Source organism: Idiomarina fontislapidosi (genome assembly GCF_003226255.1).
In the GTDB taxonomy this organism is placed as follows: domain Bacteria; phylum Pseudomonadota; class Gammaproteobacteria; order Enterobacterales; family Alteromonadaceae; genus Idiomarina; species Idiomarina fontislapidosi.
In genome coordinates, this window is sequence record NZ_QJST01000009.1 from 37,622 (window position 1) to 60,469 (window position 22,848).

Below are 22,848 nucleotides of genomic sequence, written 5' to 3' on the forward strand. Positions count from 1 at the left end.
TTACAAATAATGGTCAACGAGTAGGATGACAAACATCAGCATCAAGTGCCAAATAGAAAATGTGAACATACTATACGCTGTGTTTTTCTCGGGCGCGTACTTTAACTTCCATGCGTAGCCGAGGAACACCAAGTTAAGCGCCGTCGACCCGATGAGGTAAAGTACGCCTGACATGCCAACCAAATACGGCAACAGGCACACGACCGTTAATAAAACGGTGTACAGGAAAATACAGGTCTTCGTGAACTCACTGCCGTGTGTGACGGGTAACATCGGTACTTTGGCACGTGCATAATCTTTTTCACGGTGCACTGCTAACGCCCAGAAATGCGGTGGCGTCCAAGTAAATACAATCATGACTAAGAGAATCGCGAAACCATGAATTTCGTTAGTGATGGCTGTCCAACCCAAAAGTGGTGGGGCCGCGCCCGCTAACCCGCCAATCACGATATTTTGTGGCGTAGCACGTTTTAGAAACATGGTATAAACCACGGCGTATCCCACCATGCTAGCGAAGGTCAACCACGCGGTGAGCGGATTAACCCATGCATACAACATCACAAACCCAAGCAATCCTAATGCCGTGGCGAATGTAAGTACGCGCTTTGGCGATAAGCTTCCTTGTGGCAAGGGGCGACGTAAAGTCCGCGCCATTTTCGCGTCAATATGGCGATCGACCAAATGATTAATCGCTGCTGCCGCGCCGGACATCAAACCAATACCTGCGAGTGCGGGTACCAGTGTCCAAACGGGTAATGCGCCTTGGGTTGATAAACACATGCCGACCACGGCTGTGAGCAATAACATGGCAACCACACGGGGTTTAGTAAGCTCTAAATATTCGCGCCATTTAATGCTGTGGTGTTCGAGCTTTTTATTGCTTGTTATAGTTTGCATAAACACCTCTTACGCTTTGCGTGAAAGATTATAATTAAGTGCGACAAGTGAGAGCAGCAATAGCGCACCCACTGCGTTATGTGCGACTGCTACACCTAATGGCAGGCTGTAGATAACGTTGCTTAAGCCTAAACATAGCTGTACGACCAGTAATAAGGCAACCCAACTTAATGAGCGACGGAAAAAGCCCGATTGCGCTTTTCGCCAACATTTAAAAAGCAGCCACGCTAAAACCAGTGTAGTAAATATCGCGCCAAAACGATGCATGATGTGCATGGTCATACGATCATCGTAGTCGTGCGCACCGAATTGGTAAGTTGTTGCTTCTGGTACACTGAAGGCACCTGTGAAATCGAGTTGAGCCGTCCAATCGCCCTCACAGAAAGGCAGTTCAGTGCAGGCAACCGCTGCGTAGTTAGCCGCGACCCATCCACCGAGTGCAATCTGACCAATAACAACAATCAGCGCAAACAGCGCGAGCCCACGGTAATTTCTCAACGCAGGATCGCCACCTCCCAAACGATACGGCTCCAAACGTAAAGAGAGTAGGAACAAAAGTGACAGTACACTAAAGCCCCCGAGCAGGTGACCCATCACAATCAATGGCTGCAGGTTCATGGTGACAGTTAGCATGCCAAGGGTCGCTTGAAATACTACCAATAGCAGAATAAACAATGGCAGCTTTTTGGGGACAGGCTTTGCCTCAAAAGCAGAGCGTTTTTTAATTAATGAAGCTACGGCAATGACTAAAATGAGCACACCTAATGCTCCGGCAAAATAGCGATGGATCATTTCGTTCCATGCTTTGTCGTGTTCGAGTGGTGCATCCGGAAACCGCATCTCGGCTTCTGCGACATGGTGTTCTTGCGTAGGCACACTCATGAACCCGTAGCAGCCTGGCCAGTCGGGGCAGCCTAAGCCTGCTTCGGTGAGTCGTGTAAACGCGCCTAAAACGATGACAAAAAATGCTAAAACTAAACTAATCTTAACAAGCATTCGCATGAGTGAGTCCTACCCAATCCGAGAGAGTTTTAACATTTTGCGAAGGTCAGCCAAGATATTCTTGCCTTCCATCACCATGGCTTCATGATCGGCATGCGTTGGATAATGCAGCATCACATGACCTTGCGGATCGATAATGAACACGTGGTCACTTGGAATCGATGTGACCTCGCCGATAATCTGTTGTGACTGTACCGCGACGATATCGTCCCAATGGGGCAGTTCCTGATGTTCAGGTAGCAGGCTCTGCGAGAGAATAATCGGTGTAACGCGATCACTGTCTTTACCCAGAGCAACATCGAGTTGCCCAAGCACGTAGAGCGTATTTTTACACTGCTGATGACATGTCTCAGGCATTCGATAGGCAACACGCCAACCCTCAGGTAGCGCGTCTAATTGCGATAATGACAGAGGTTGATCAAGTAAAACCCCTTTATTGGTAGCGGGTTGATACCAATGGGTTTTAAGCGTGAGCCAAGCGCCAATAACGGGCAAGGCAAACACCGCAATGACTATGAGCAAGGTGCGTTGTGAGCGTGTGAGGGAGCTCATGGTGTCTCCTCTTGTTTTGTTTTATTTAATTTGTATAGCACTACAAGGTATACCACTAAGCAAGCAATAGCGAGTGAAAACCATTGAACCGCGTACGCTTGATGTTTCGTGGGCTCCATCACTTGTGGCTCCCATTGCTGAAGAAAACCGTCGAGCTGTGGCTGTACCAGCAGGATCGCGTAAGGCGTAAGCCTGATGCCCGTGTGTTCAGCGATGGTTTTCGGAATAAACTCCTGCACGCGTTTGGGCCAGATACCGTCTTGTTCTTCAAATACGTGCGAAATAAACTGATTGGCTTGTGGCTTCCGCACTAAGCCTTCAACCGTCATCATTTGCGCGGGTAAAGCGACGGTGGGTATCTCAGTTCGTGATCGCGGTGCTGCTATCCAACCGAGGTTAACCGGAAGGTAGCCGCTTAACTGCTGACTTTTCAGTAACCCTATCACGTGGTAACCGGGTCGTCCGTCGACGAGTTGATTATCAATCAGAAAATAGCGTTCTGTATCGAACCGGCCTTTGATGCTTACTAATTCAAAACGAGCGAGCTCAGTATCGCTTGCTAGCCGTTGTGTAATAGGGCGTGCTTGCTGTGTTTGAGCATCGGCGAAATCGGCGAACAGCTGGTGTTTTAATTGAGCGCGCTCGAGCTGCCAGAATCCCAACTTGACCAAAATGGCAATAGCAATCAGAGTAACTAATGACGCTACCAAGGGGATTTTTATGTTACTTCTTTTCAAACTCATTATTGTCGCGCTTCTTCTTTATATGGTTTTTAATTTGTTTCGCGCTCTATTTGTGATGTTAAGCAATGATCCTGAGAAGCCGCCGATGTCACGTTATTTAGGACGTCGAGTCGGCATTGCCGCGATCGTATTACTACTGATGGTGATCGCGGCGTATGCAGGTTTTTTACCCTTTCATCCTCGGCCGTATTAACGGCTACAACACGTAGACGATAACGAACAAGCAGATCCACACCACGTCAACGAAGTGCCAGTACCAGCTGGTTGCTTGGAAGGCAAAATGTTTTTCGGGTGTAAAATGTCCCTTGAGTACGCGCAGTAGCATGATGATGAGCATCAGCGTACCAAGGGTTACGTGCATGCCGTGAAATCCAGTCAGCAAGTAAAAGGTATTACCGTAGACACCTGATTGCAGCGTTAGCCCCAGTTCCTCATAAGCGTGAACATATTCAGCACCCTGTAAATAGAGGAATATTAAACCCAGGATAATGGTCAGACTGAGCATGCCTGTTAGCTGGCCCCGTTTGTTTTTCTCTAAACCAACGTGCGCGAAGTGACAGGTGACTGAACTGACAATCAAGATAGCAGTGTTGATCAGCGGAAGACCGTACCAACCCATGGCTTGAGTTGTTGTGCCTCCTGGCGTCTCCACCAACGGCCACTGTGCGACAAATTCTGGCCATAATACTTCGCCTGTCATCACATTATTGCTGGCGCCATCGAGCCAAGGCACTGCAATCATCCGTGCGTAAAACAAAGCGCCAAAGAATGCCGCGAAGAACATGACTTCGGAGAAAATAAACCAACTCATACCTTGCTTGTAGGAGGTTTCGAGCTGATCGCTGTGTAACCCATTCATGGTTTCGTTAATTTGGTCGCGAAACCAACCAAACAACATCACAACAATCACGCCAATACCGGCAAATAGTACATGCGAACCCCATCCTTGCGTGTCACTGGTGGACTCAATCACAGTATGTGCTGCGCCCCACGCGATCAAACCTAAGCCGAGGGCACCGACAATCGGCCAAATACTTGAGGGCGGTACGTAATAACTTTGTTGTTCTGCCATAACGACGTATTCCTTATTCTGTTGACTCGAGCAAAGCCAGAGATTCTGGCGTCGCCTTGGCTGTCATATCATACAGCGTGTATGACAGGGTAAAGGTGGTGATATGGTCCGGAATTTCAGGATCAATATAGAACTGCATAGGCATTTCGGCATCATTGCCCGCCGCTAGCGGCTGCTGATTAAAGCAAAAACATTCGACCTTGTTCAGGTACAGTGAAGCCTCGGCGGGGGCAATCGATGGAATCGCTTGTGCCACCATGTCGTCGCGCGTCGGATTCGATGCCAGGAAGTTCACCACACGAACCTCACCCGGATGAACACGGACTTCATTAATTTCCGGCTCAAACTTCCAAGGGATGCCTTGCGCATTACGCGTGATAAATTGCACGCGTACTGTGCGGCTTTTATCGACTTCGTGTTGGCTCACCGCTGCCGGCTCATTGTTTGTGCGACCGTTAAAGCCGGTCACTTCGCAAAAGACGTCGTACAGCGGCACTAATGCAAAACCAAAGGCAAACATACCTGCTACCGTGAGTAGCAGGCGTTTGACGATTTTACTGTTATTCGGACCTTGGTCAGACATAACCATTACTCCACTTTTGGTGGCGTCTCAAAGGTGTGGTAAGGCGCTGGAGAGGGGACTGTCCACTCAAGTCCTTCAGCGCCTTCCCATGGCTTAGCTGCCGCTTTTTCGCCACCACGTGCACACTTAATGACGACCCAGAGGAATAGGAGCTGCGATAAACCAAAGGCGAAGCCGCCAATACTGGTGATTTGGTTGATATCGGCAAACTGTACGGCATAGTCTGGAATACGACGCGGCATACCCGCTAAGCCGGCAAAGTGCATCGGGAAGAACAGCAAGTTGACGGATATCAACGAGGTCCAGAAATGCAGCCGTGCCAGCGTCGTGTCGTACATATGCCCGGTCCACTTAGGCAGCCAGTAGTAACTCGCAGCCATAATCGAGAAGATGGCGCCAGTCACTAACACGTAATGGAAATGTGCAACGACAAAGTAAGTGTCATGATATTGGAAGTCCACCGGTGTCATCGCCAGCATGACGCCAGAGAAACCACCAATAGTGAATAAAATGACGAAGGCGAGTGCAAATAGCATGGGCACTTCAAACGTAATGGCACCGCGCCACATGGTCGCGACCCAGTTGAATACTTTCACACCCGTTGGTACCGCGATGAGCATTGTAAAGTACATGAAGAACAGCTCTGCGAATACCGGCATCCCGGTGGTAAACATGTGATGCGCCCAGACCAAAAACGATAGAATCGCGATGGACCCGGTTGCATATACCATGGATGAGTAGCCGAACAGTTTCTTCCTTGAGAAGGTCGGAATAATCGCCGAGATGATACCGAACGAAGGTAAGATCATGATGTACACTTCGGGATGCCCAAAGAACCAGAAAATATGCTGGAACATCACTGGATCGCCACCGCCGGCCGCGTCAAAGAAGCTTGTGCCAAAGTACTTATCCGTCAGTACCATGGTGACAGCCCCTGCAAGTACCGGCATTACTGCAATTAACAAGAATGCAGTAATGAGCCAAGTCCACACGAACAGCGGCATTTTCATGTAAGTCATGCCAGGCGCACGCATGTTGATAATGGTTACGATGACGTTAATCGCACCCATAATGGATGAGATACCCATGATGTGAACCGCGAATACGAATAAAGCGGTAGAATCATTACTGTAGGTGGTGGACAGTGGCGCATAGAACGTCCAGCCGAAATCAGGACCACCCCCTTCCATAAACAATGATGACAACAGAATGACAAAAGCAAACGGAAGGATCCAAAAGCTCCAGTTATTCATTCGCGGTAGCGCCATATCTGGCGCGCCAATCATCATTGGTACCATCCAGTTTGCTAAGCCTGTAAAGGCGGGCATTACGGCACCAAAGATCATGACGAGTCCGTGAACTGTCGTCATTTGGTTAAAGAACTGCGGCTCGACTAGTTGTAAGCCGGGTTGAAATAATTCGGCGCGAATGACCATCGCCATGGCACCGCCGACAAAAAACATAATTAAACTAAACCACAAGTACATCGATCCGATGTCTTTATGGTTTGTGGTAAACAACCAACGAGTAATGCCAGACGGCTTATGATCGTGGTGTGCTTCGTGATTGTGATCGTCCACTACTGTGCTCATCACCGTCTCCTTATTCATTCATTGCTGCGTTAATGTCAGCGGCTTGAACCATTTCACCGGTATCATTACCCCAGGCATTACGCTCGTAGGTCACCACTGCGGCGAGTTCTTGCATGGTTAACTGCTGCGCAAAGGCTTGCATCGCAGTGCCTTGAACGCCATTAACGACAACATCAATATGCTGATCGAGCTTGTCCGACTCGGTCGCCACGGCGCTTCCTGCAAGTGCTGGGAAGGTCCCTGGTATACCTTGACCATTCGGTTGGTGGCAGGCTGCGCAGGTGCTGTTGTAGATTTTCTCACCCATTGCCATCAATTCATCCATCGACATTTCCATGTCGAGCAATTCTTGCTGGCGCTCACGTTCAGCGATTTGTTCAGCCTCGGTTTCATCGATCCACTTAGCGTAGTCCTCAGGTGTCTTAGCAATGACCACGATGGGCATAAAGCCGTGGTCTTTACCACACAACTCAGCACACTGACCGCGATAAATACCGGGTTCATCGATACGCGTCCAAGCCTCGTTAATAAAGCCGGGATTCGCGTCCTTCTTCACCGCAAATGCGGGTACCCACCAACTGTGAATAACGTCATCTGAGGTAACTAAGAACCGCACCTTCTGACCTGTTGGTAATACCAGCGGGTTATCGACCTCACGCAGATAGTTCTCGCTTTTATCAAACTTATTACTTATTTGTTCTTGTTGAGTGGCGAGACGACTAAAAAAGGACACTTCTCGGTCGAAGTATTTGTAGTGCCATTTCCATTGAGAACCCGTGACTTGGATAGTGACATCCGCATCCGAGGTATCTTCCATATCAATGAGGGTGATCGTTGCAGGTATCGCCATACCGACCAAAATAAGGAAGGGTATGAGCGTCCAAAGGATTTCTACCTTGACGTTCTCATGGAACTTAGCCGGTTCGCGACCGCTCGACTTACGGTGTCGGATCATGGAATAAAACATGAGCCCAAACACCACCACACCAATGACACAACAGATATAAAATATCGTCATGTGCAAGTCGTACACGTCACGACTGATTTCGGTGACACCTTGCGTGAGGTTGAGGCTGCGCTCTTGGGACAGCGCAGATGCACTATACAACAGGGGTAGTGCCCATAACGGCTTCATTTTCACGTGACTTCTCCTCTCATTCTTCGTTGCTTTAGCAAATTGCTAGCTAAGAAGAACAAAGAGGTAAGCAGAAAAAGGAACAGCTTCTCCCCAGAAATCACTTTCTCTACCAACTCTTTGTTGTAGTTTATAAGTTATACTAATTTATATAGTTGGGTAGTATCATTTATTAACTAAATTCTACACAAAGATCTAGATCAAAAACGCTGAACGGTTAAAAAGTAGCCATTAATGTTAAAAAAAAGGCTGCCGAAGCAGCCAGAAACGTATTAACCCATTAGGGGATTAGTGCAGGTGGGGGGTTAATACATCCTCTTCAAACATAAAACTTTGTGTTTGGCTCAAACGTGAAGACAAACGAATACGTTGCACAGCACGTTTATCAAAACCGCTAACCCAAGCGACTACAACATCGCTAGTACCTGATAAAACGGCTTGCTCAAGTGCCCAAGCGCGGTCATGAGTTTTACCTGGTCGTAGCCAACGGATGCGTTGACGAGGAATTCCAGCATCAACCAGTTGTTGTACGAAATGACTGTGACCACCAATCACTGTAATCCAACGCTGTCCAATGCTATGAACCGCAGCTTCTAGCGCCGCTGATAAACTTGATGGAGCGATAGCATTCGTTGCTGTTTCTGGATGTTGACCGTTGTAGGTCCACATGCCAGGATGGTTATTGATGTCTGATTGTAGTCTTTTCATAAAGAAGCTCCATTACGAATAATGCCGACAGCAAGCCCTTCAATTGCAAACACTTGTTGTGCGAGATCGACAACAATCGTGGAGAACTCGTCGTTCTCAGGATGCAACAAGACTTGACGGCCTTTCTGTTCAAATCGTTTAACTGTGACTTCGTCTTCGACGCGGGCGACTACAATCTGCCCATTTCGTGCCTGTTCAGTTTTGTGGACAGCGAGTAAATCACCATCCAAAATACCAATGTTTCTCATGCTCATCCCGTTTACCCGAAGCAAGAATTGAGCGCTGGGATAAAACATGGATTCATCGAGCTGATAATGTCGTTCGATATGCTCTTGCGCTAAGATGGGTTCGCCGGCAGCGACTTGACCAATTAATGGCAAGCCAAGCTCTTCCTCAATATCCTCGCCAATTAATCGAATGCCGCGCGACATACCCGGCATGATTTCAATCACACCTTTTTTGGCTAACGCTTTTAAATGCTCTTCAGCAGCGTTAGCTGAGCGAAAGCCCAACCGACTCGCGATTTCGGCGCGCGTAGGCGGCATACCGGTTGCTTGTAAGTTATCTTTAATTAACTCAAGAATTTCGGCTTGTCTGGGAGTCAGTGGACGCATATCAATTACCTGTTTATCTGTACAGTATACTGTGAGTATATACAGGTATTTTTGATATGCAAGTCATTTTATTCGACGACTTTTTAGAACGGAATTGTTATGATTATTGTCTTACTGTTTTAAACGCAAGGGTAGCCAAGGAATATCATGACAGCGGTGAGTTGGAGTTACGCGCTCTTAAAGCATCCTATCCGTTGGATGACGCGAGCAATGACGATTATTGATAAACCCGAAGCCGATCAGGCGGATATCACTGAAGCCCCAGTGGTATACGTGATGCGCTCAAATGCCAAGTCGGACTTTGCTATTTTACAGCGCTCTGCGCGCGAAAATCAGCTACCAGACCCGCAGAAGCCTTTGTACATCAACGGTAAGTCATTTGATCGTGTGTTGTTACTACCTGAGCGTGATGAAGCCGCTTCCGCGCGAGCATTGTCGCAATTCCAGGCGCTACTAGAAGCGCATCAAGCCGATTCTGAACTGGATGTGCAATTACTCCCAGTCGGCATATTCTGGGGACGCAAACCGGGGCAAGAAGCGCACGCAGGGAACACCATGACGGGTGACTTAGATAACCCGGGTCACTTGCGGAAGTTTTGGCTCATTATGTTTTCTGGACGCCAAGTGCTTTGCCGTATGTCGCGTCCAGTCAGTTTAGGTCAAATGAGCCGACAAAGTGGTGCGGATTACCGTATCGCTCATAAACTCGCTCGGGTTGCACGCGTGCACTTTGTACGCATGCGCTATGCGGTTGCGGGTCCTAAATTGAGTGATCGAAATGAGTTGATGAATCAACTGTTGAAAACGCCCGCTCTGAAAAAGGCGATTAAAGACGAGCAACGCTCCAACAAGTCAGACGAAGAGCAGGCAGTAAAAAAAGCCAAAAGTTATTTAAACGAGATCGCAGCCAATTACAGCGAAACCCTGGTGCGTATTCTCGACCGCTTTATGACGTGGATGTGGAGCCGGATTTATAACGGTATTGATGTTCGCGGTGCCGATGAAGTACGAAAGCTCGCACAACAGGGCCATGAAATCATATATGTGCCTTGCCACCGCAGTCACATGGACTATTTGTTGCTAAGTTATGTGATTTATAAGCAAGGTTTGGTGCCTCCCCACATTGCGGCAGGGGTTAACTTAAACTTTTTCCCTGTGGGCTCGATTTTTCGCCGTGGTGGCGCGTTCTTTATCCGTCGTTCGTTTCGCGGCAACAAGCTGTATTCGTCGGTATTTCGGGAATACCTCTGTTGGTTATTTCAAAAAGGTTATCCTGTTGAGTACTTTACTGAAGGCGGGCGTTCGCGCACAGGTCGTTTATTACCGCCTAAGACTGGGATGTTTGCGATGACGGTGCAGGGTATGCTGCGCGGTCAGCAACGACCTATCTCAATTGTACCCGTGTATTTGGGGTACGAGCATGTGATGGAAGTTGCGACTTACCTTAAAGAGCTTAAGGGTAAAAACAAAGAGAAGGAATCGCTCTTCCAAGTGCTTAAATCGGTCACTAAGTTAAAAAACTTTGGGCAGGGTTTTGTTACCTTCGGCTCGCCTATCGACTTGAAGAGCCATCTGGATACTCACGTGGATGACTGGCAACGTTCTGTTACTCGCGGTGCTGAAGAGCCGGAACGTCCCAGCTGGTTAACCCCAACGGTTAATGGCTTAGCTGAGCAAGTTATGCGTGGCATCAATGACTGTGCGGCCGCCAATAGCGTTAATTTAACTGCGTTGGCCTTATTAAGCTCTGAGCACAATGCGTTGACGCGTGAAGAGCTGATCGCACAAATTAATGTGTACCTTAACTTACTTCGCGAAGTGCCATACACACACCATGTTAATGTGCCTGAACAATCGGCTGATGAGTTGTTGGCGTTAGCATTGCGTACCGATAAGTTCGAAGTGCAAGACGACTCGATGGGGCAAGTGGTGTCGCTTCATGCTGCGAATGCGATTGCGATGACTTATTACCGCAATAACGTCTTGCATCTCATGATTGTCCCGGGCGTCGTTGCGTCGTTGATTCACGCCAAACAAAACGTCTCTATTACAACTATTGTCGAACGGTGTCGCGCGGTTTATCCAATGTTGCAGGCGGAGTTGTTCTTGTCCCACGAGCAAGACGAGTTAAACACATGGGTGGCGGCTATCGTCGAGGAATTAGAACGTCAGCAATTAGTGACTTGCGATGGTGAGACGGTGAGTGCTGCAAGCCGCGAGACAGCCGCTTGGTTACAACTTAAATTATTAGCCGGAAGCGCGAGTGAGACGCTGCAGCGTTATGCCATCGTATTGGAGCTGTTACAGCAGGCGCAACCGATTAAACGAGCAGAGCTGGAGCGACAGTCAATTACACTCGCCGAGCGTTTAAGCTCGATCCACGGCATCGACGCACCTGAGTTTTATGACAAAAAGGTCATGACGAGCTTCATCGCAAGCCTAAAAGCACAGTCGTTGTTGCAAGTGAACGACGACGGCGATCAGGTGGCCGCACCAGAAATTAGTGCGCTGAGCGATGGCATTGATGAATTGTTAGATCCGACTATCCTGCAGACAATCCGCCAGTCAGTTCAGCAATTAATTGTCAGCGCAGAATAATCGCGCTGACAACCCCTGAGCTAAGCTAGTACCAGTAATGCAGTGCCAGGCCGACACCGATCGCCATACCTACATAATGGTTGTGGAGAAAGGCCTGGAAGCACGCCTTGGGGGCACGTTCGCGTATCATCCAATGTTGATAGCCAAATAGCGCGACTGCTGCAATAAGACCAGCCCACGCATACCACTGCACATCTAAGTGCCACCATACAGCGGCAAGAATCAGTAGCGTGATCAGTTGCAATCCTGCAATGATGATCTTGTCGTACTGACCAAACAAAATGGCGGTACTTTTAATACCGACTTTTAAGTCATCGGGTCGATCAGCCATTGCGTACTCGGTGTCGTAAGCGACGGTCCACACGATATTCGCTAAAAACAGCCCGCTAGCGAGCCACCACTGGTCATTATTTAACGCACTAAACGCCATCAATATACCAAAACTGAAAGCCACCCCGAGCACCACTTGGGGTAGCTGTGTCCAACGTTTGCAAAATGGGTACAATGCCGCAACACCCGCTGCCGCAAAGGCGAGCATAATGGTGTGTATGTTAAATTGTATAACTAAGAGAAAAGCCAGCAATAGTAGCCCAAAAAACAACATGATGGCTTCGGTGCTGGTGACCTCCCCAGCCGCGAGTGGGCGTAATTTGGTGCGTTCCACATGACCATCTAAATTACGATCGGCGAAGTCATTAATAACGCAACCTGCAGAACGCATCAGAAATGTACCTAACATAAACACCACCACGACTTTCAGTGGTGGGTTGCCTGCGCCCGCAATGAGTAATGCCCAAAGCGTGGGCCATGCCAGTAAATAGGTGCCTATTGGACGATCAGCGCGCATTAAGCGCCAGTAGCTGTTTAGTTTAGTCATTGGATACCTCAGTATATCGGCACAGGCGTTAAAAAGAACTCGCTGACTAATACGCTTTGACCCCGAGTCTCAAACAAACTACGTCGGCCCCATATCAGCTCATCGCAATCATGAAACAAACGATTAAGTTGGCTGATGCCATGAGTTAATGGTAGTTGAGTCACCTCAAAAGTCGAACGTGTCAGATCGGGTTGGTTAAACAATGACTGCCCGAGTGACTGCGTCCCAAGTTCGGCAAGATTAAGGTTTTTGTGCTCCGCCGCCGATATAGGAAAAACACTGCGGGCAAATATGAATGGCTGCTCGTCGAGTGTGAGTAGCACCTCTCGAATAACAAAGTGTGTTTGTTGAGGAAACTCCGAACGTTCGTTTGCAAAAGGGGTTGCCACTGCCTGACCAATGAGGTGCACCGCAAAGTCTCCAGGAAGCGCGCGGAGTTTTGCTGTCAATGAGCCTTCGTCAAGCAACCACTCTCGTGTTAGCGGTGGAAGTTGGGCATGGGTCGCAAGTTGCCAGTCACAGGGCTCAGTACTTAAGAATTCAACGGACATAGGTATTGGTACTCAAGATATTCTTTAGCTATCATACCAAAGCCATTGCCGTTAAACATTATCAAGGCTACAGAATTATGACCGTACAACGTTGGTTAGCCAATATATTATTGCTTTTGAGTTTAACCGTCTTATCGACGATGACAGTGCGGGCGCAAGACATCGCTTACTACGGATTTGAACCCGATATTATTACCAACTTCGTCAAAGACCAGGAGGAGTACCGACTCGGTTTTATTCGTGTTGCAGTCGAGGTAATGATTGATAACCCGCAGAATGTAAGTGTCGTCGAACACCATGCACCGCTGCTACGCGATGCATTTATTCAAATTTTAAGTACCGCCAGTGAACATCAAATTAAGACGATGACAGGTCGTGACCAGCTACGCCTAAAGTGCTTTGAACGTGCACAAGAGCTAATGACACAAGAAACAGGCAACCCGATCATTAAACAAGTGATATTTACGAAGTACCTGTATCAATAACGAGGTTGGGGTTTTAACTGGCGCACAGTAATGCCCGCAATACAACCCGCAATAAGTCCGGCTAAGTGCGCTTCATTTGCCACGTTAACCCACAGCACGTCGGTGTAGCCAAGTATCAACCAGCCCAACATGAAGATGATCAAGGCAGGGGGCAGCTTCAACGGTGTATTGCGCTGACCGCTGTATAACCAGCAAAAGCCGAGAAGACCATAGACCACCCCTGACATACCACCAAAGTTAGGTCCACTGACATAAAACTGAATAACGTTCGCGCTAATAGCCGTGAGTACAAATAAGGCAAGTAGCCAGCGAGTCCCTAAATAGACCTCTATGCGACCACCGAGGTACCACCACCAGAACAGATTAAAAACAATGTGCGTTGCTGAAAAGTGCAAAAATGCAGGGGTTAGCAGTCGCCACGGTGTGTTTAATGGTAACTCAGTAAAACTATCGCTGATAATAAAATAACGCACAAAGGTGTCGCCACCGAGCATAACGCCGACGAACACCAGCGCACAAATGGCCGCAATAACCCGCGTTAGCCAGCCGGTGTTTTTCATTAGATCGGCAAACAGCTGTCGACTCTTGCCTTCTTCGCGCACTGCGACAATATCTGGGTTTGCTTTAAATTCATCGATAAGTTGGCGCGCTCGTGCTTCATAACTACTTTGATGCAGCAACAGATCGAGTTTGCCATTGCGCTCACTGACACTGACGGGAATACCTTGGCTACGGAGCCATGCATATAACTGTTGTAGATAGGGTCCGTCCTGTGTCGTCAGTAAGCGTTTCATCGAATTATCCTTGCTCCACCGCATCAGGGTAGGCTGTTTGCCACGCCGTAAACCCACCGTCCATGCTACTTACGTGCGTTAAGCCCTGTGCCTCTAACACCAACGCGGCTTGTTGACTGCTAATACCGTGATAGCAAACGACAATAACCTGAGCATCTTTATCGGTGTTGGCAAGAAACTCACTGATATTATCATTATTAAGCGGTTGGGCTGTTGGGATATGTCCTGCGTGGAAAGACTGCGGGTCTCTAATATCTACAAACAGGGGTGGCTTGTCTGAAGCCCATGCTTGATGGGCTTCAGAGAGTGCTATATGACGTACAGACTGTGTCATGATTAATCCCAGTTTAAGATGACTTTACCCGATTGACCTGAAACCATGGTTTCAAAGCCTTCCTCATAATCATCAACTGACATTTGATGCGTCAGAATAGGCGAAATATCTAAGCCTGATTGCAGTAAACTCGCCATCTTGTACCAGGTTTCAAACATCTCACGACCATAGATGCCCTTGATAACAAGTCCTTTGAAAATAACTTCGTTCCAATCAATCGCAACGTTTTCAGGCGGAATGCCCAACATCGCGATCTTGCCACCGTGATTCATGGTTGCCAGCATTTGAGAGAATGCAGATGGAACGCCAGACATTTCCAAGCCGACGTCAAAGCCTTCTTTCATGCCCAACTCTGACATGACGTCTTTGAGGCTCTCCTTCGCTACGTTAACTGCGCGCGTCACACCCATTTTCTTGGCGAGTTCAAGTCGGTATTCGTTAACGTCAGTAATCACAACGTGGCGCGCACCCACGTGACGAGCAACGGCAGCCGCCATGATGCCAATCGGACCCGCACCTGTAATGAGTACGTCTTCGCCGACTAAATCAAATGCCAATGCGGTATGTACGGCATTGCCCAACGGATCCATGATGGCGGCCATATCATCCGTAACGTCGTCAGGTAATTTAAACGCGTTATCGGCAGGGATCACTAAGTACTCTGCAAATGCACCAGGACGGTTGACGCCCACGCCATAGGTATTGCGGCATAAATGACGACGACCCGCGCGACAGTTGCGGCAGTGACCACAGGTAATGTGACCTTCGCCTGATACACGGTCGCCAATCTCAAAACCGCGCACACCGTCGCCCATCGCAGCGATCTCACCGACGTATTCGTGACCCACGACCATCGGTACAGGAATGGTTTTTTGTGACCAATCGTCCCATTTATAGATATGCACATCGGTGCCGCAGATAGCGGTTTTTTTGATCTTGATGAGCACGTCGTTGTAACCATATTCTGGTTTTTCAACGTCGGTCATCCAGATGCCCGGTTTAGAATGTAATTTAGCTAATGCTTTCATAATCAGTCCTTAGACCGGGTGTTAAATAACACCCAGCTCTTTACCAATACGTGTGAATGCTTCGATAGTGCGATCGAGTTGTTCGCGGGTGTGCGCCGCAGACATCTGTGTACGGATACGCGCTTTACCCTTCGGTACGACAGGGAAAGAGAAGCCAATGACATAAATGCCCTCTTCCAATAGGCGATCAGCCATTTCAGAAGCTAAACGTGCGTCACCGATCATGACCGGAATAATCGCATGGTCAGCACCACTCAAGGTGAAACCAGCGGCTTCCATTTGTGTTCTGAAATAACTCGCGTTATCCCATAGTTGCTCGCGTAATTGATTACCTTGCTCAAGCATTTCAATCACTTTAATCGACGCCTGAACAATCGCAGGCGCTACTGAGTTAGAGAACAAGTACGGGCGTGAACGCTGACGTAACCAGTCGATGACTTCTTTTTTACCCGATGTGTATCCGCCTGAAGCACCACCAAGTGCTTTACCGAGCGTACCGGTAATGATGTCGACGCGACCGAGTACGTCGCAATATTCATGAGTGCCTTTACCATTAGCGCCTAAAAAGCCTGTTGCGTGACAGTCATCCATCATCACTAACGCATTGTACTTGTCAGCTAAATCGCAAATACCTTTCAGATCGGCAATTACGCCGTCCATTGAGAAGACACCGTCGGTGGCAATCAACTTAAAGCGTGCGCCATCAGCATCCGCTTGTTTTAATTGTTGCTCAAGATCGTTGAGGTTATTGTTTTTGTAGCGATAGCGTTTAGCTTTGCTAAGGCGAATACCGTCAATGATACTCGCATGATTCAACTCATCGCTGATGATGGCATCTTCAGGGCCCATCAAGGTTTCGAATAAGCCGCCGTTCGCATCAAAGCACGATGAATAAAGAATAGTATCTTCAGTGCCCAAGAAGTCACTTAACTTAGTTTCAAGTGTCTTGTGAATATCCTGCGTCCCGCAAATGAAGCGCACCGATGCGGTGCCAAAGCCGTGCTCATCGAGCCCTTGTTTTGCAGCTTTGATGAGCTCAGGGTGGTTAGCGAGGCCTAAGTAGTTATTGGCACAAAAGTTCAATACTTGCTGACCATTGACGGTGATTTCTGAGCTTTGATCAGAGGTGATGACACGTTCTTTTTTATACAGACCGTCTGCTTTTGTCTGTTCGAGTTGTTCGTTCAGGTGTTGATAAAAATTTGTGTTCATTACGAAATCCTGTTCAGTGATTTGGCTTTCTTAACATTACCCTGTATTTTACGCATGTTCATTGAAAGCCGCATCCCTAATTTGCAAAAGGCATGATGATGAGCCAGTTTTTAAGATGTACTGTAAAGTTTGCACAACGTTAAGACGAGGAACCTATGCACCGTAGAGCGATTTACCCTGGCACTTTTGACCCCATCACGAATGGTCATGCCGACCTTATCGAACGTGCGGCAAGCTTATTTAGTGAGATCATTGTGGGTGTTGCAGAGAGCCCAAGCAAAAAGCCGCTATTTAGTTTACAAGAGCGTGTGCTGTTGGCTCAGCAAGTAACCGAAAAGCTTGATAATGTACGTGTGGTTGGTTTTTCTGGATTACTGGTAAACTTCGCTAAGAGCCATGAGGCATCGGTATTGATTCGTGGTTTGCGTGCGGTCTCTGACTTTGAGTATGAGTTTCAACTTGCGAACATGAATCGCCGTTTATTCCCCGACCTTGAAAGTGTTTTTTTGACCCCTGCTGAAGAAAACTCGTTTATTTCATCAACCTTGGTCAAGGAAGTGGCTTTGCACGGTGGCGATGTTACCGAATTTGTTGATGCGCGAGTTGCTGAGGCGCTGCAACAGAAATTTGCTGGCAAGCGCCCCTAATTAAATAGGCGAGTGAGTTAGGCGATGGCGCTTTGGTAAAAAACCAGTCCCATTAAAACGGGACAAATATAGCGCAAGTGCCAACGCAATAATCGGTAGCGCAAGCCCTGCGCTGCCAATGCTGCGACATGATTACTGCGCTTCCACAGCCAACCCACCACGAGTAGATAGAATAACCCAGATAACGGCAGTTGGAACTGTGTCACAGCAGTGACGACCCAGCCGAACAATGGCTCAAACCAAAGTACAAGCGACAGTGCAAGCAGGGCAATCACCAGCATTGCAATCGCGACGGCGACCGGACGTGGAAGGTCGTGCTCTTCCAATAAATAGGAAACCGGTACTTCGGCTTGTGCCATTGTCGATGTTAAAGCAGCGATACTTAACAAGATGAAAAAGCCAAACCCGACCCAAAAGCCAGCAAAACCCATGCTTCCGAACAGTTCAGGCAATACCGCAAATATCAATTGGCCTTCGCCAATAAATTGATCGCCTTGCTCGACGGAAACGCCGAGTTTGATTGCGACAAATAGCGCCGGAATAATGAGCAAACCGGCAAGAAATGCAACCAACGTATCTAACGCTGCGACAGAGAGGCTTAAACGGCCTAACTGTGCCCCTGGGCGCAGATAAGAGCCATAAATCATCATCCCGCCAAGCCCAATCGATAGCGAGAAAAATGCCTGCCCCATCGCGGCAATATAAATATCGGGATCGGTAAACTGCTCGACTTGTGGCACCAGATAAGTTTTGAAGCCTTCCGCCGCTCCGGGCAGGCTCGCGATATATAAGATCAGGCCTACAAGCAGAATAACCAGCAGCGGCATCAAACGCTTCGACCATAACTCAATGCCTTGCTCGACTCCTTTGAGTACGACTGACGCAGTCAGTATCAAAAACACTGAGGTGAATACTAAGTCCCGCACCATGCTGCCTGTTAACAGAAACTCGGCGACACCCGATAGTCCAATGGCGGTCGCCAAATAGCCGAGTGCGTGAACCAGCATCCATCCAGCGACAATGTGGTAAAAGCTCAGCATTAAACAAGAGCCAATGACATTGAGTAAGCCCATGGTGGCCCCAACAGGGCGCATGCGACCTTCGCTAAGTTGTTTTAATGAGCGGACAGGGTTTGCTTGAGCATGATGACCAATCAACATTTCGCTATAAAGCGCCGGTATTGCCAGCACAAAAATAACGCACAAGTAAACGAGCAAAAAGGCACCGCCACCATGGTTTGCTACTTGGGTAGGGAACCCCCAAATATTACCTAAACCAACGGCTGAACCCGCGGCCGCGAGGACGAAACCAATTCTTGACTTAAATGAGTCACGCATAAGGACAAAACAACTTTAGTTAAAGATTAAGTAAAAGAGGTGGCATTCTAACGGACTGAGAAAATTTTGCCCTATCTTTTTTTGTCAATAAAAGGTAACATTCGCGACCAAATTTTATCCTTGTGATTTAGACATAAATGGATTTTAGTTAACGTCGCAAGAAATAACGTTCGTTTAATGCAAGACCGTATCTCAGGAGCCCTTGTCATGCCAAATTTGGATCTGAGCCGCTACGGCATCAATGATGTCCAAGAAGTTGTTCATAACCCCTCTTATGATGTGTTGTTTGAGGAAGAAACTCGTAACGACCTGCATGGTTTTGAAAAAGGAACCGTGACCAAGCTCGGTGCTGTTGCGGTAGATACTGGTATTTTTACCGGTCGTTCACCTAAAGATAAATACATCGTAAAAGATGACACAACGCGCGACACCGTCTGGTGGGCCGACCAAGGTAAAAATGACAACAAAGCGATGTCACAAGAAACTTGGACAGAGCTTAAAGGCTTCGTGACCCAGCAACTGTCCAACAAGCGTTTGTTTGTTGTTGATACTTATTGCGGCGCAAACGAAGATACTCGCTTAGCTGTGCGCTTTATTACTGAGGTTGCTTGGCAAGCACATTTTGTTAAGAACATGTTCATCCGTCCATCAGGCGAAGAACTAGAAACCTTTGAACCTGATTTTGTCGTGATGAACGGTGCAAAGTGCATCAACCCAAATTGGCAAGAACAAGGCTTAAACTCAGAAAACTTCGTTGCGTTTAACCTGACCGAAAAAATTCAGTTAATCGGCGGTACTTGGTACGGCGGTGAAATGAAGAAAGGTATGTTCTCAATGATGAACTACTTTTTACCGCTCAAAGGCATGGCATCAATGCACTGCTCGGCTAACGTAGGTAAAGAGGGTGATGTTGCGGTATTCTTCGGTTTGTCTGGAACTGGCAAAACAACATTGTCGACCGATCCTAAACGTGCGCTCATCGGTGATGACGAGCATGGCTGGGATGACGATGGCGTGTTTAACTTTGAAGGCGGTTGCTACGCTAAAACAATTAACCTGTCCAAAGAAGCCGAACCTGATATTTACAACGCTATCCGTCGTGATGCGCTATTAGAAAACGTCACCGTGCGCGAAGATGGCAGCGTTGATTTTGATGACAATAGCAAAACAGAAAATACGCGCGTTTCTTATCCGATTTACCATATTGATAATATCGTTAAGCCGGTATCAAAAGCAGGTCACGCTAAAAAGGTAATTTTCTTAACGGCTGACGCATTTGGTGTTCTACCCCCGGTATCCAAGCTGACGAAAGAACAAGCCCAGTACCACTTCTTGTCAGGTTTCACTGCCAAGCTCGCTGGTACAGAGCGTGGTGTGACTGAGCCTACACCGACCTTCTCAAGTTGTTTTGGTGCGGCGTTCTTAACCTTGCACCCAACTCAATACGCTGAAGTATTAGTGAAGCGTATGGAAGCCGCAGGTGCTGAAGCCTACTTGGTTAACACCGGCTGGAACGGCTCAGGTAAGCGAATCTCGATCAAAGCAACGCGCGCCATTATCGATGCCATTCTTGATGGTTCGATTGAAGATGCGGAATTCCATCAGTTGCCATACTTCAATTTGGCAATGCCTACTGCATTGCCTGGTGTAGAGGACAGTGAAATTCTTGATCCACGCAACACCTATGACGATGTTGAAGACTGGACGTTGAAGGCGAAAGATCTTGCACAACGCTTTGTCGCGAACTTTGAGAAGTTCACCGATACTGAAAACGGTAAAGCATTAGTTGCGGCGGGTCCGAGCGTCTAAACTGTTAGCTTACAAATTGAAACAAAATAAAAACCCGCAACGCCTGTTGCGGGTTTTTTTTGCTCTGTAAGATACACTCAAGTTAACTACGTATTTTTTACATCTATCTAAACGCTGCGAGAATCATGAATATACAAATAACAAACTTAACCAAGCGTTATAAGACTGTCACCGCGGTTGATAATATATCGCTTACGGTCAATTCTGGCGAAATCTACGCATTACTCGGTCCTAATGGCGCGGGGAAATCCTCTTTGGTACGTATGCTCGTCGGTCTCACGCAGGCGGACGAGGGCAGTATCGAAATCTCCAATAGTAACGGACCGCGACCGCAGCTCAGTCCCGAAGACTTTGCTTACTTACCTGAAGACCGTGGCTTATATCAGGATCGTACCATTTTAGATAACTTGGGCTTTATTGCTGAGCTGCGTGGTTTAGATAAGTCGCTAGCGCAGCAGCGTATTGAGCAGTGGCTCGAGTACTTTGATTTATCAGAGCGAAAAAAAGAGCCCATGCGACAGTTATCTAAAGGTAACCAGCAGAAAGTGCAACTGATAGCCACGTTATTGCATGATCCTGACCTTGTCATTCTCGATGAGCCCTTTTCCGGTCTGGATCCGGTTAACCAAGAACATGTCATGAATGTGTTAACCGAGCTCAAGCAGCGTGGTAAAACCGTATTGTTAAGCGCACACCAAATGGCACTGGTGGAGCGTCTTGCGGATAAAATGTTGTTGATGTCTCACGGACGGGCGCTAGCGCAAGGGACGTTGGCTGAAATACGCGCTACTTTGCAGCCACAGCGCGTTTATCGAATTGAGTGTAATGCTCAGATGGCGCAAGCACATTGGCATCAACATGATGGCATTGTCGATGTGACAGAGATAGATAACGATGTCGTCCATGTCATCGTCGACCCTTATGTCGATGTTGAACAGTTGTGGCCACAACTCAATCAGCAAGTACCGATGCGCAGTTTCTCCCCATTGCAACTTGGGTTACATGAGATGTATCTCAACACGATTGAGCAAAATAACAACAAATCAAAGGATATTCAGCATGAGCTTGCTTAATAGCAAAGTATCAAAAATTGCTTGGTGGGAATTCCGCCGCTTTTTTAAATGGAAGCAAGAACTGATCTCTATTGGTCTACTTGTTGTGATTATGGCTGTCAGTACAGGGTGGGGCGCTATAAGTGCTGTATTCGAAGAGCAATACACGGGCGCGATATATTTTGAGCAGCGTGCTAACCCTGGAGAGTACGAAGCGCCAAAAGACATTACCTTACGCGATGCTGGCTCGATGGAGATTGAAAAGTGGAAGACAAAGCTGCCGGAAGACCTCGATGTAGTCGTCATGGTGCATCCAGATAACACTGCGACACTTCGTGTTCACAAGCGGGATGACTGGCAAGACGAGCTCACCGATTCGCTACAAAGCTATCTACAACAGTTACGTGTTGCGGCGTTAGACCTCACCGATGAGCAACGCACTACACTCGACTCTAAGCCGGACGTTGCACTTGATATCGCTCAAGTGAACACCGATGAGACGGCAGCAGAAGATGAGGGGAGTAGTGAGCTCGGCATGTTTTTGGGCATTGGAATCTCCGTTGGCGTGTTCACAGGCTTTGGTCTAATGATGATGTCGATAACCGCGGAAAAACAGCAGCGAGTCACCGAGCAGCTATTAACGATTATTTCACCACGGGAGTGGATGGATGGAAAGATCGTCGGTATCACCTTACACAGCCTAAAGGCAATGCTTTTCATCGGGCTGTTCTTTGGTGCTATTGCATTACTGGCCGCAAGCTTTAGTGATGAAGGTTCCGTGAGTTTTACAATCGATCTGTTTGTTCTTGTTGCATCGTTCGTGTTCGTGATGCTTGGTTTGTTGATGATTAACGCGATGCTCGCTGGCTTTTCGGCGACTATCGATGACCCAAACCATTCATCACGTAGCTCATTTATGTTTATTCCTTTATTACCGATATTCTTGTGCTTTAGCGTCGTTGATAGCCCCGATGGTACGCTGGCGCAAATCATGAGTATCCTGCCGGTCTCATCCTTTATGATGATGCCTGCACGGTTAGCCCAAACCGATGTTGCATGGTGGCAAATTGGCCTGAGTTTGGCGCTGTTAGTGGTGAGTTTAGTTTGGATGAGAAACGTGGCTGCGCGTTTGTTCGCAATGGGTATCCAATTCTACGGTAAGGAGCCAAGTTGGAAAGATATTTGGCATGCCATTCGAGGTTAATACGATAAATAAAAAACGCCGC

24 protein-coding genes are annotated in these 22,848 nt (G+C 47.8%); 7 read left to right on the forward strand and 17 right to left on the reverse strand.

Translation table 11 applies throughout. The features are described from left to right. From cyoE to DFP83_RS09855, 4 genes are read right to left on the reverse strand one after another with little or no spacing between them, the layout of a single operon-like run. A complete protein-coding gene (gene cyoE / locus DFP83_RS09840) occupies nucleotides 1-897 on the reverse strand; it encodes a heme o synthase (protein ID WP_110575256.1) in 897 nt (298 codons plus the stop codon). A gap of 9 nt (nucleotides 898-906) precedes the next feature. Further along, nucleotides 907-1,899, reverse strand: coding sequence for a COX15/CtaA family protein (locus tag DFP83_RS09845; RefSeq protein ID WP_110575258.1), 993 nt, complete (start codon nucleotides 1,897-1,899; stop codon nucleotides 907-909). Nucleotides 1,900-1,908: 9 nt separating this feature from the next. Continuing rightward, nucleotides 1,909-2,451: a hypothetical protein gene (locus DFP83_RS09850; protein WP_110575260.1), complete on the reverse strand. Its 543-nt coding sequence runs from the start codon at nucleotides 2,449-2,451 to the stop codon at nucleotides 1,909-1,911. After that, nucleotides 2,448-3,194: an SURF1 family protein gene (locus tag DFP83_RS09855; RefSeq protein WP_110575262.1), complete on the reverse strand. Its 747-nt coding sequence runs from the start codon at nucleotides 3,192-3,194 to the stop codon at nucleotides 2,448-2,450. Before DFP83_RS09855 ends, DFP83_RS09850 begins: the two co-directional genes overlap by 4 nt. Before the next feature lie 22 nt (nucleotides 3,195-3,216). On the opposite strand from DFP83_RS09855, the gene DFP83_RS09860 reads away from it, so the two are divergent. Continuing rightward, nucleotides 3,217-3,387, forward strand: coding sequence for a DUF2909 domain-containing protein (locus DFP83_RS09860; protein WP_338067698.1), 171 nt, complete (start codon nucleotides 3,217-3,219; stop codon nucleotides 3,385-3,387). Between the two features lie 3 nt (nucleotides 3,388-3,390). Here the strand turns inward: DFP83_RS09860 and DFP83_RS09865 are convergent, their stop codons facing one another. From DFP83_RS09865 to lexA, 6 genes are all read right to left on the reverse strand, one after another. Continuing rightward, nucleotides 3,391-4,266 (reverse strand): cytochrome c oxidase subunit 3, encoded by an 876-nt coding sequence (locus DFP83_RS09865; protein WP_110575264.1) that lies wholly within the window; start codon nucleotides 4,264-4,266, stop codon nucleotides 3,391-3,393. A gap of 13 nt (nucleotides 4,267-4,279) precedes the next feature. After that, complete coding sequence (locus DFP83_RS09870; RefSeq protein ID WP_110575386.1) at nucleotides 4,280-4,849, reverse strand: cytochrome c oxidase assembly protein; 570 nt, start codon at nucleotides 4,847-4,849, stop codon at nucleotides 4,280-4,282. A gap of 5 nt (nucleotides 4,850-4,854) precedes the next feature. Beyond that, the gene (ctaD, locus tag DFP83_RS09875; protein WP_110575266.1) at nucleotides 4,855-6,441 is read right to left on the reverse strand and encodes a cytochrome c oxidase subunit I; all 1,587 of its coding nucleotides are present in this window, start codon (nucleotides 6,439-6,441) and stop codon (nucleotides 4,855-4,857) included. A gap of 10 nt (nucleotides 6,442-6,451) precedes the next feature. Beyond that, nucleotides 6,452-7,576 (reverse strand): cytochrome c oxidase subunit II, encoded by a 1,125-nt coding sequence (gene coxB, locus DFP83_RS09880; protein WP_110575388.1) that lies wholly within the window; start codon nucleotides 7,574-7,576, stop codon nucleotides 6,452-6,454. 288 nt (nucleotides 7,577-7,864) lie between these two features. After that, nucleotides 7,865-8,284 (reverse strand): hypothetical protein, encoded by a 420-nt coding sequence (locus DFP83_RS09885; protein ID WP_110575268.1) that lies wholly within the window; start codon nucleotides 8,282-8,284, stop codon nucleotides 7,865-7,867. Continuing rightward, nucleotides 8,281-8,898 carry a transcriptional repressor LexA gene (gene lexA, locus DFP83_RS09890; RefSeq protein WP_110575270.1) on the reverse strand — a complete coding sequence of 206 codons (618 nt, stop codon included), beginning with the start codon at nucleotides 8,896-8,898 and terminating at the stop codon, nucleotides 8,281-8,283. The genes DFP83_RS09885 and lexA overlap by 4 nt, the downstream gene beginning before the upstream one ends. Before the next feature lie 147 nt (nucleotides 8,899-9,045). On the opposite strand from lexA, the gene plsB reads away from it, so the two are divergent. Further along, entirely contained in the window at nucleotides 9,046-11,496 is a 2,451-nt protein-coding gene (gene plsB / locus DFP83_RS09895; protein ID WP_110575272.1) for a glycerol-3-phosphate 1-O-acyltransferase PlsB, read from the forward strand. Nucleotides 11,497-11,521: 25 nt separating this feature from the next. Here the strand turns inward: plsB and ubiA are convergent, their stop codons facing one another. After that, nucleotides 11,522-12,373 (reverse strand): 4-hydroxybenzoate octaprenyltransferase, encoded by an 852-nt coding sequence (gene ubiA, locus DFP83_RS09900; protein WP_110575274.1) that lies wholly within the window; start codon nucleotides 12,371-12,373, stop codon nucleotides 11,522-11,524. 8 nt (nucleotides 12,374-12,381) lie between these two features. After that, the gene (locus tag DFP83_RS09905) at nucleotides 12,382-12,924 is read right to left on the reverse strand and encodes a chorismate--pyruvate lyase family protein (protein WP_110575275.1); all 543 of its coding nucleotides are present in this window, start codon (nucleotides 12,922-12,924) and stop codon (nucleotides 12,382-12,384) included. A 77-nt stretch (nucleotides 12,925-13,001) separates the two neighbouring features. Here DFP83_RS09905 and DFP83_RS09910 point away from each other — a divergent pair, with 77 nt between their 5' ends. Continuing rightward, a complete protein-coding gene (locus tag DFP83_RS09910) occupies nucleotides 13,002-13,409 on the forward strand; it encodes a flagellar basal body-associated FliL family protein (protein WP_110575277.1) in 408 nt (135 codons plus the stop codon). Here DFP83_RS09910 and DFP83_RS09915 read toward each other — a convergent pair. The 4 genes from DFP83_RS09915 to DFP83_RS09930 are packed head-to-tail and all read right to left on the reverse strand — an operon-like array spanning nucleotide 13,403 to nucleotide 16,777. Continuing rightward, nucleotides 13,403-14,203 (reverse strand): rhomboid family intramembrane serine protease, encoded by an 801-nt coding sequence (locus DFP83_RS09915; protein ID WP_110575279.1) that lies wholly within the window; start codon nucleotides 14,201-14,203, stop codon nucleotides 13,403-13,405. The two genes, DFP83_RS09910 and DFP83_RS09915, sit on opposite strands and share 7 nt — an antisense overlap. Before the next feature lie 4 nt (nucleotides 14,204-14,207). After that, entirely contained in the window at nucleotides 14,208-14,537 is a 330-nt protein-coding gene (glpE, locus tag DFP83_RS09920) for a thiosulfate sulfurtransferase GlpE (protein WP_110575281.1), read from the reverse strand. Nucleotides 14,538-14,539: 2 nt separating this feature from the next. Further along, nucleotides 14,540-15,565, reverse strand: a complete 1,026-nt coding sequence (tdh, locus tag DFP83_RS09925) for an L-threonine 3-dehydrogenase (RefSeq protein WP_110575283.1) — start codon at nucleotides 15,563-15,565, stop codon at nucleotides 14,540-14,542. Nucleotides 15,566-15,586: 21 nt separating this feature from the next. After that, nucleotides 15,587-16,777, reverse strand: a complete 1,191-nt coding sequence (locus tag DFP83_RS09930) for a glycine C-acetyltransferase (RefSeq protein ID WP_110575284.1) — start codon at nucleotides 16,775-16,777, stop codon at nucleotides 15,587-15,589. Between the two features lie 155 nt (nucleotides 16,778-16,932). Here DFP83_RS09930 and coaD point away from each other — a divergent pair, with 155 nt between their 5' ends. Beyond that, the gene (gene coaD / locus DFP83_RS09935) at nucleotides 16,933-17,424 is read left to right on the forward strand and encodes a pantetheine-phosphate adenylyltransferase (RefSeq protein ID WP_110575286.1); all 492 of its coding nucleotides are present in this window, start codon (nucleotides 16,933-16,935) and stop codon (nucleotides 17,422-17,424) included. Nucleotides 17,425-17,441: 17 nt separating this feature from the next. Here the strand turns inward: coaD and DFP83_RS09940 are convergent, their stop codons facing one another. Next, nucleotides 17,442-18,761: a sodium-dependent transporter gene (locus DFP83_RS09940; RefSeq protein ID WP_110575288.1), complete on the reverse strand. Its 1,320-nt coding sequence runs from the start codon at nucleotides 18,759-18,761 to the stop codon at nucleotides 17,442-17,444. A 207-nt stretch (nucleotides 18,762-18,968) separates the two neighbouring features. Here DFP83_RS09940 and pckA point away from each other — a divergent pair, with 207 nt between their 5' ends. The 3 genes from pckA (at nucleotide 18,969) to DFP83_RS09955 (ending at nucleotide 22,826) form a co-directional block, all read left to right on the forward strand. Next, entirely contained in the window at nucleotides 18,969-20,570 is a 1,602-nt protein-coding gene (pckA, locus tag DFP83_RS09945; RefSeq protein ID WP_110575290.1) for a phosphoenolpyruvate carboxykinase (ATP), read from the forward strand. A 125-nt stretch (nucleotides 20,571-20,695) separates the two neighbouring features. Next, nucleotides 20,696-21,643, forward strand: coding sequence for an ABC transporter ATP-binding protein (locus DFP83_RS09950; RefSeq protein WP_110575292.1), 948 nt, complete (start codon nucleotides 20,696-20,698; stop codon nucleotides 21,641-21,643). After that, a complete protein-coding gene (locus tag DFP83_RS09955) occupies nucleotides 21,630-22,826 on the forward strand; it encodes an ABC transporter permease (RefSeq protein WP_110575294.1) in 1,197 nt (398 codons plus the stop codon). The genes DFP83_RS09950 and DFP83_RS09955 overlap by 14 nt, the downstream gene beginning before the upstream one ends. Nucleotides 22,827-22,848: the final 22 nt, after the last annotated feature.

What these genes read in the sequence shown, in the direction of transcription:
- cyoE (WP_110575256.1), bottom strand. Translation starts at nt 897, where the DNA reads ATGCAAACTATAACAAGCAATAAAAAGCTCGAACACCACAGCATTAAA.
- DFP83_RS09845 (WP_110575258.1), bottom strand. Translation starts at nt 1,899, where the DNA reads ATGCGAATGCTTGTTAAGATTAGTTTAGTTTTAGCATTTTTTGTCATC.
- DFP83_RS09850 (WP_110575260.1), bottom strand. Translation starts at nt 2,451, where the DNA reads ATGAGCTCCCTCACACGCTCACAACGCACCTTGCTCATAGTCATTGCG.
- DFP83_RS09855 (WP_110575262.1), bottom strand. Translation starts at nt 3,194, where the DNA reads ATGAGTTTGAAAAGAAGTAACATAAAAATCCCCTTGGTAGCGTCATTA.
- DFP83_RS09860 (WP_338067698.1), top strand. Translation starts at nt 3,217, where the DNA reads ATGGTTTTTAATTTGTTTCGCGCTCTATTTGTGATGTTAAGCAATGAT.
- DFP83_RS09865 (WP_110575264.1), bottom strand. Translation starts at nt 4,266, where the DNA reads ATGGCAGAACAACAAAGTTATTACGTACCGCCCTCAAGTATTTGGCCG.
- DFP83_RS09870 (WP_110575386.1), bottom strand. Translation starts at nt 4,849, where the DNA reads ATGTCTGACCAAGGTCCGAATAACAGTAAAATCGTCAAACGCCTGCTA.
- ctaD (WP_110575266.1), bottom strand. Translation starts at nt 6,441, where the DNA reads ATGAGCACAGTAGTGGACGATCACAATCACGAAGCACACCACGATCAT.
- coxB (WP_110575388.1), bottom strand. Translation starts at nt 7,576, where the DNA reads ATGAAGCCGTTATGGGCACTACCCCTGTTGTATAGTGCATCTGCGCTG.
- DFP83_RS09885 (WP_110575268.1), bottom strand. Translation starts at nt 8,284, where the DNA reads ATGAAAAGACTACAATCAGACATCAATAACCATCCTGGCATGTGGACC.
- lexA (WP_110575270.1), bottom strand. Translation starts at nt 8,898, where the DNA reads ATGCGTCCACTGACTCCCAGACAAGCCGAAATTCTTGAGTTAATTAAA.
- plsB (WP_110575272.1), top strand. Translation starts at nt 9,046, where the DNA reads ATGACAGCGGTGAGTTGGAGTTACGCGCTCTTAAAGCATCCTATCCGT.
- ubiA (WP_110575274.1), bottom strand. Translation starts at nt 12,373, where the DNA reads ATGACTAAACTAAACAGCTACTGGCGCTTAATGCGCGCTGATCGTCCA.
- DFP83_RS09905 (WP_110575275.1), bottom strand. Translation starts at nt 12,924, where the DNA reads ATGTCCGTTGAATTCTTAAGTACTGAGCCCTGTGACTGGCAACTTGCG.
- DFP83_RS09910 (WP_110575277.1), top strand. Translation starts at nt 13,002, where the DNA reads ATGACCGTACAACGTTGGTTAGCCAATATATTATTGCTTTTGAGTTTA.
- DFP83_RS09915 (WP_110575279.1), bottom strand. Translation starts at nt 14,203, where the DNA reads ATGAAACGCTTACTGACGACACAGGACGGACCCTATCTACAACAGTTA.
- glpE (WP_110575281.1), bottom strand. Translation starts at nt 14,537, where the DNA reads ATGACACAGTCTGTACGTCATATAGCACTCTCTGAAGCCCATCAAGCA.
- tdh (WP_110575283.1), bottom strand. Translation starts at nt 15,565, where the DNA reads ATGAAAGCATTAGCTAAATTACATTCTAAACCGGGCATCTGGATGACC.
- DFP83_RS09930 (WP_110575284.1), bottom strand. Translation starts at nt 16,777, where the DNA reads ATGAACACAAATTTTTATCAACACCTGAACGAACAACTCGAACAGACA.
- coaD (WP_110575286.1), top strand. Translation starts at nt 16,933, where the DNA reads ATGCACCGTAGAGCGATTTACCCTGGCACTTTTGACCCCATCACGAAT.
- DFP83_RS09940 (WP_110575288.1), bottom strand. Translation starts at nt 18,761, where the DNA reads ATGCGTGACTCATTTAAGTCAAGAATTGGTTTCGTCCTCGCGGCCGCG.
- pckA (WP_110575290.1), top strand. Translation starts at nt 18,969, where the DNA reads ATGCCAAATTTGGATCTGAGCCGCTACGGCATCAATGATGTCCAAGAA.
- DFP83_RS09950 (WP_110575292.1), top strand. Translation starts at nt 20,696, where the DNA reads ATGAATATACAAATAACAAACTTAACCAAGCGTTATAAGACTGTCACC.
- DFP83_RS09955 (WP_110575294.1), top strand. Translation starts at nt 21,630, where the DNA reads ATGAGCTTGCTTAATAGCAAAGTATCAAAAATTGCTTGGTGGGAATTC.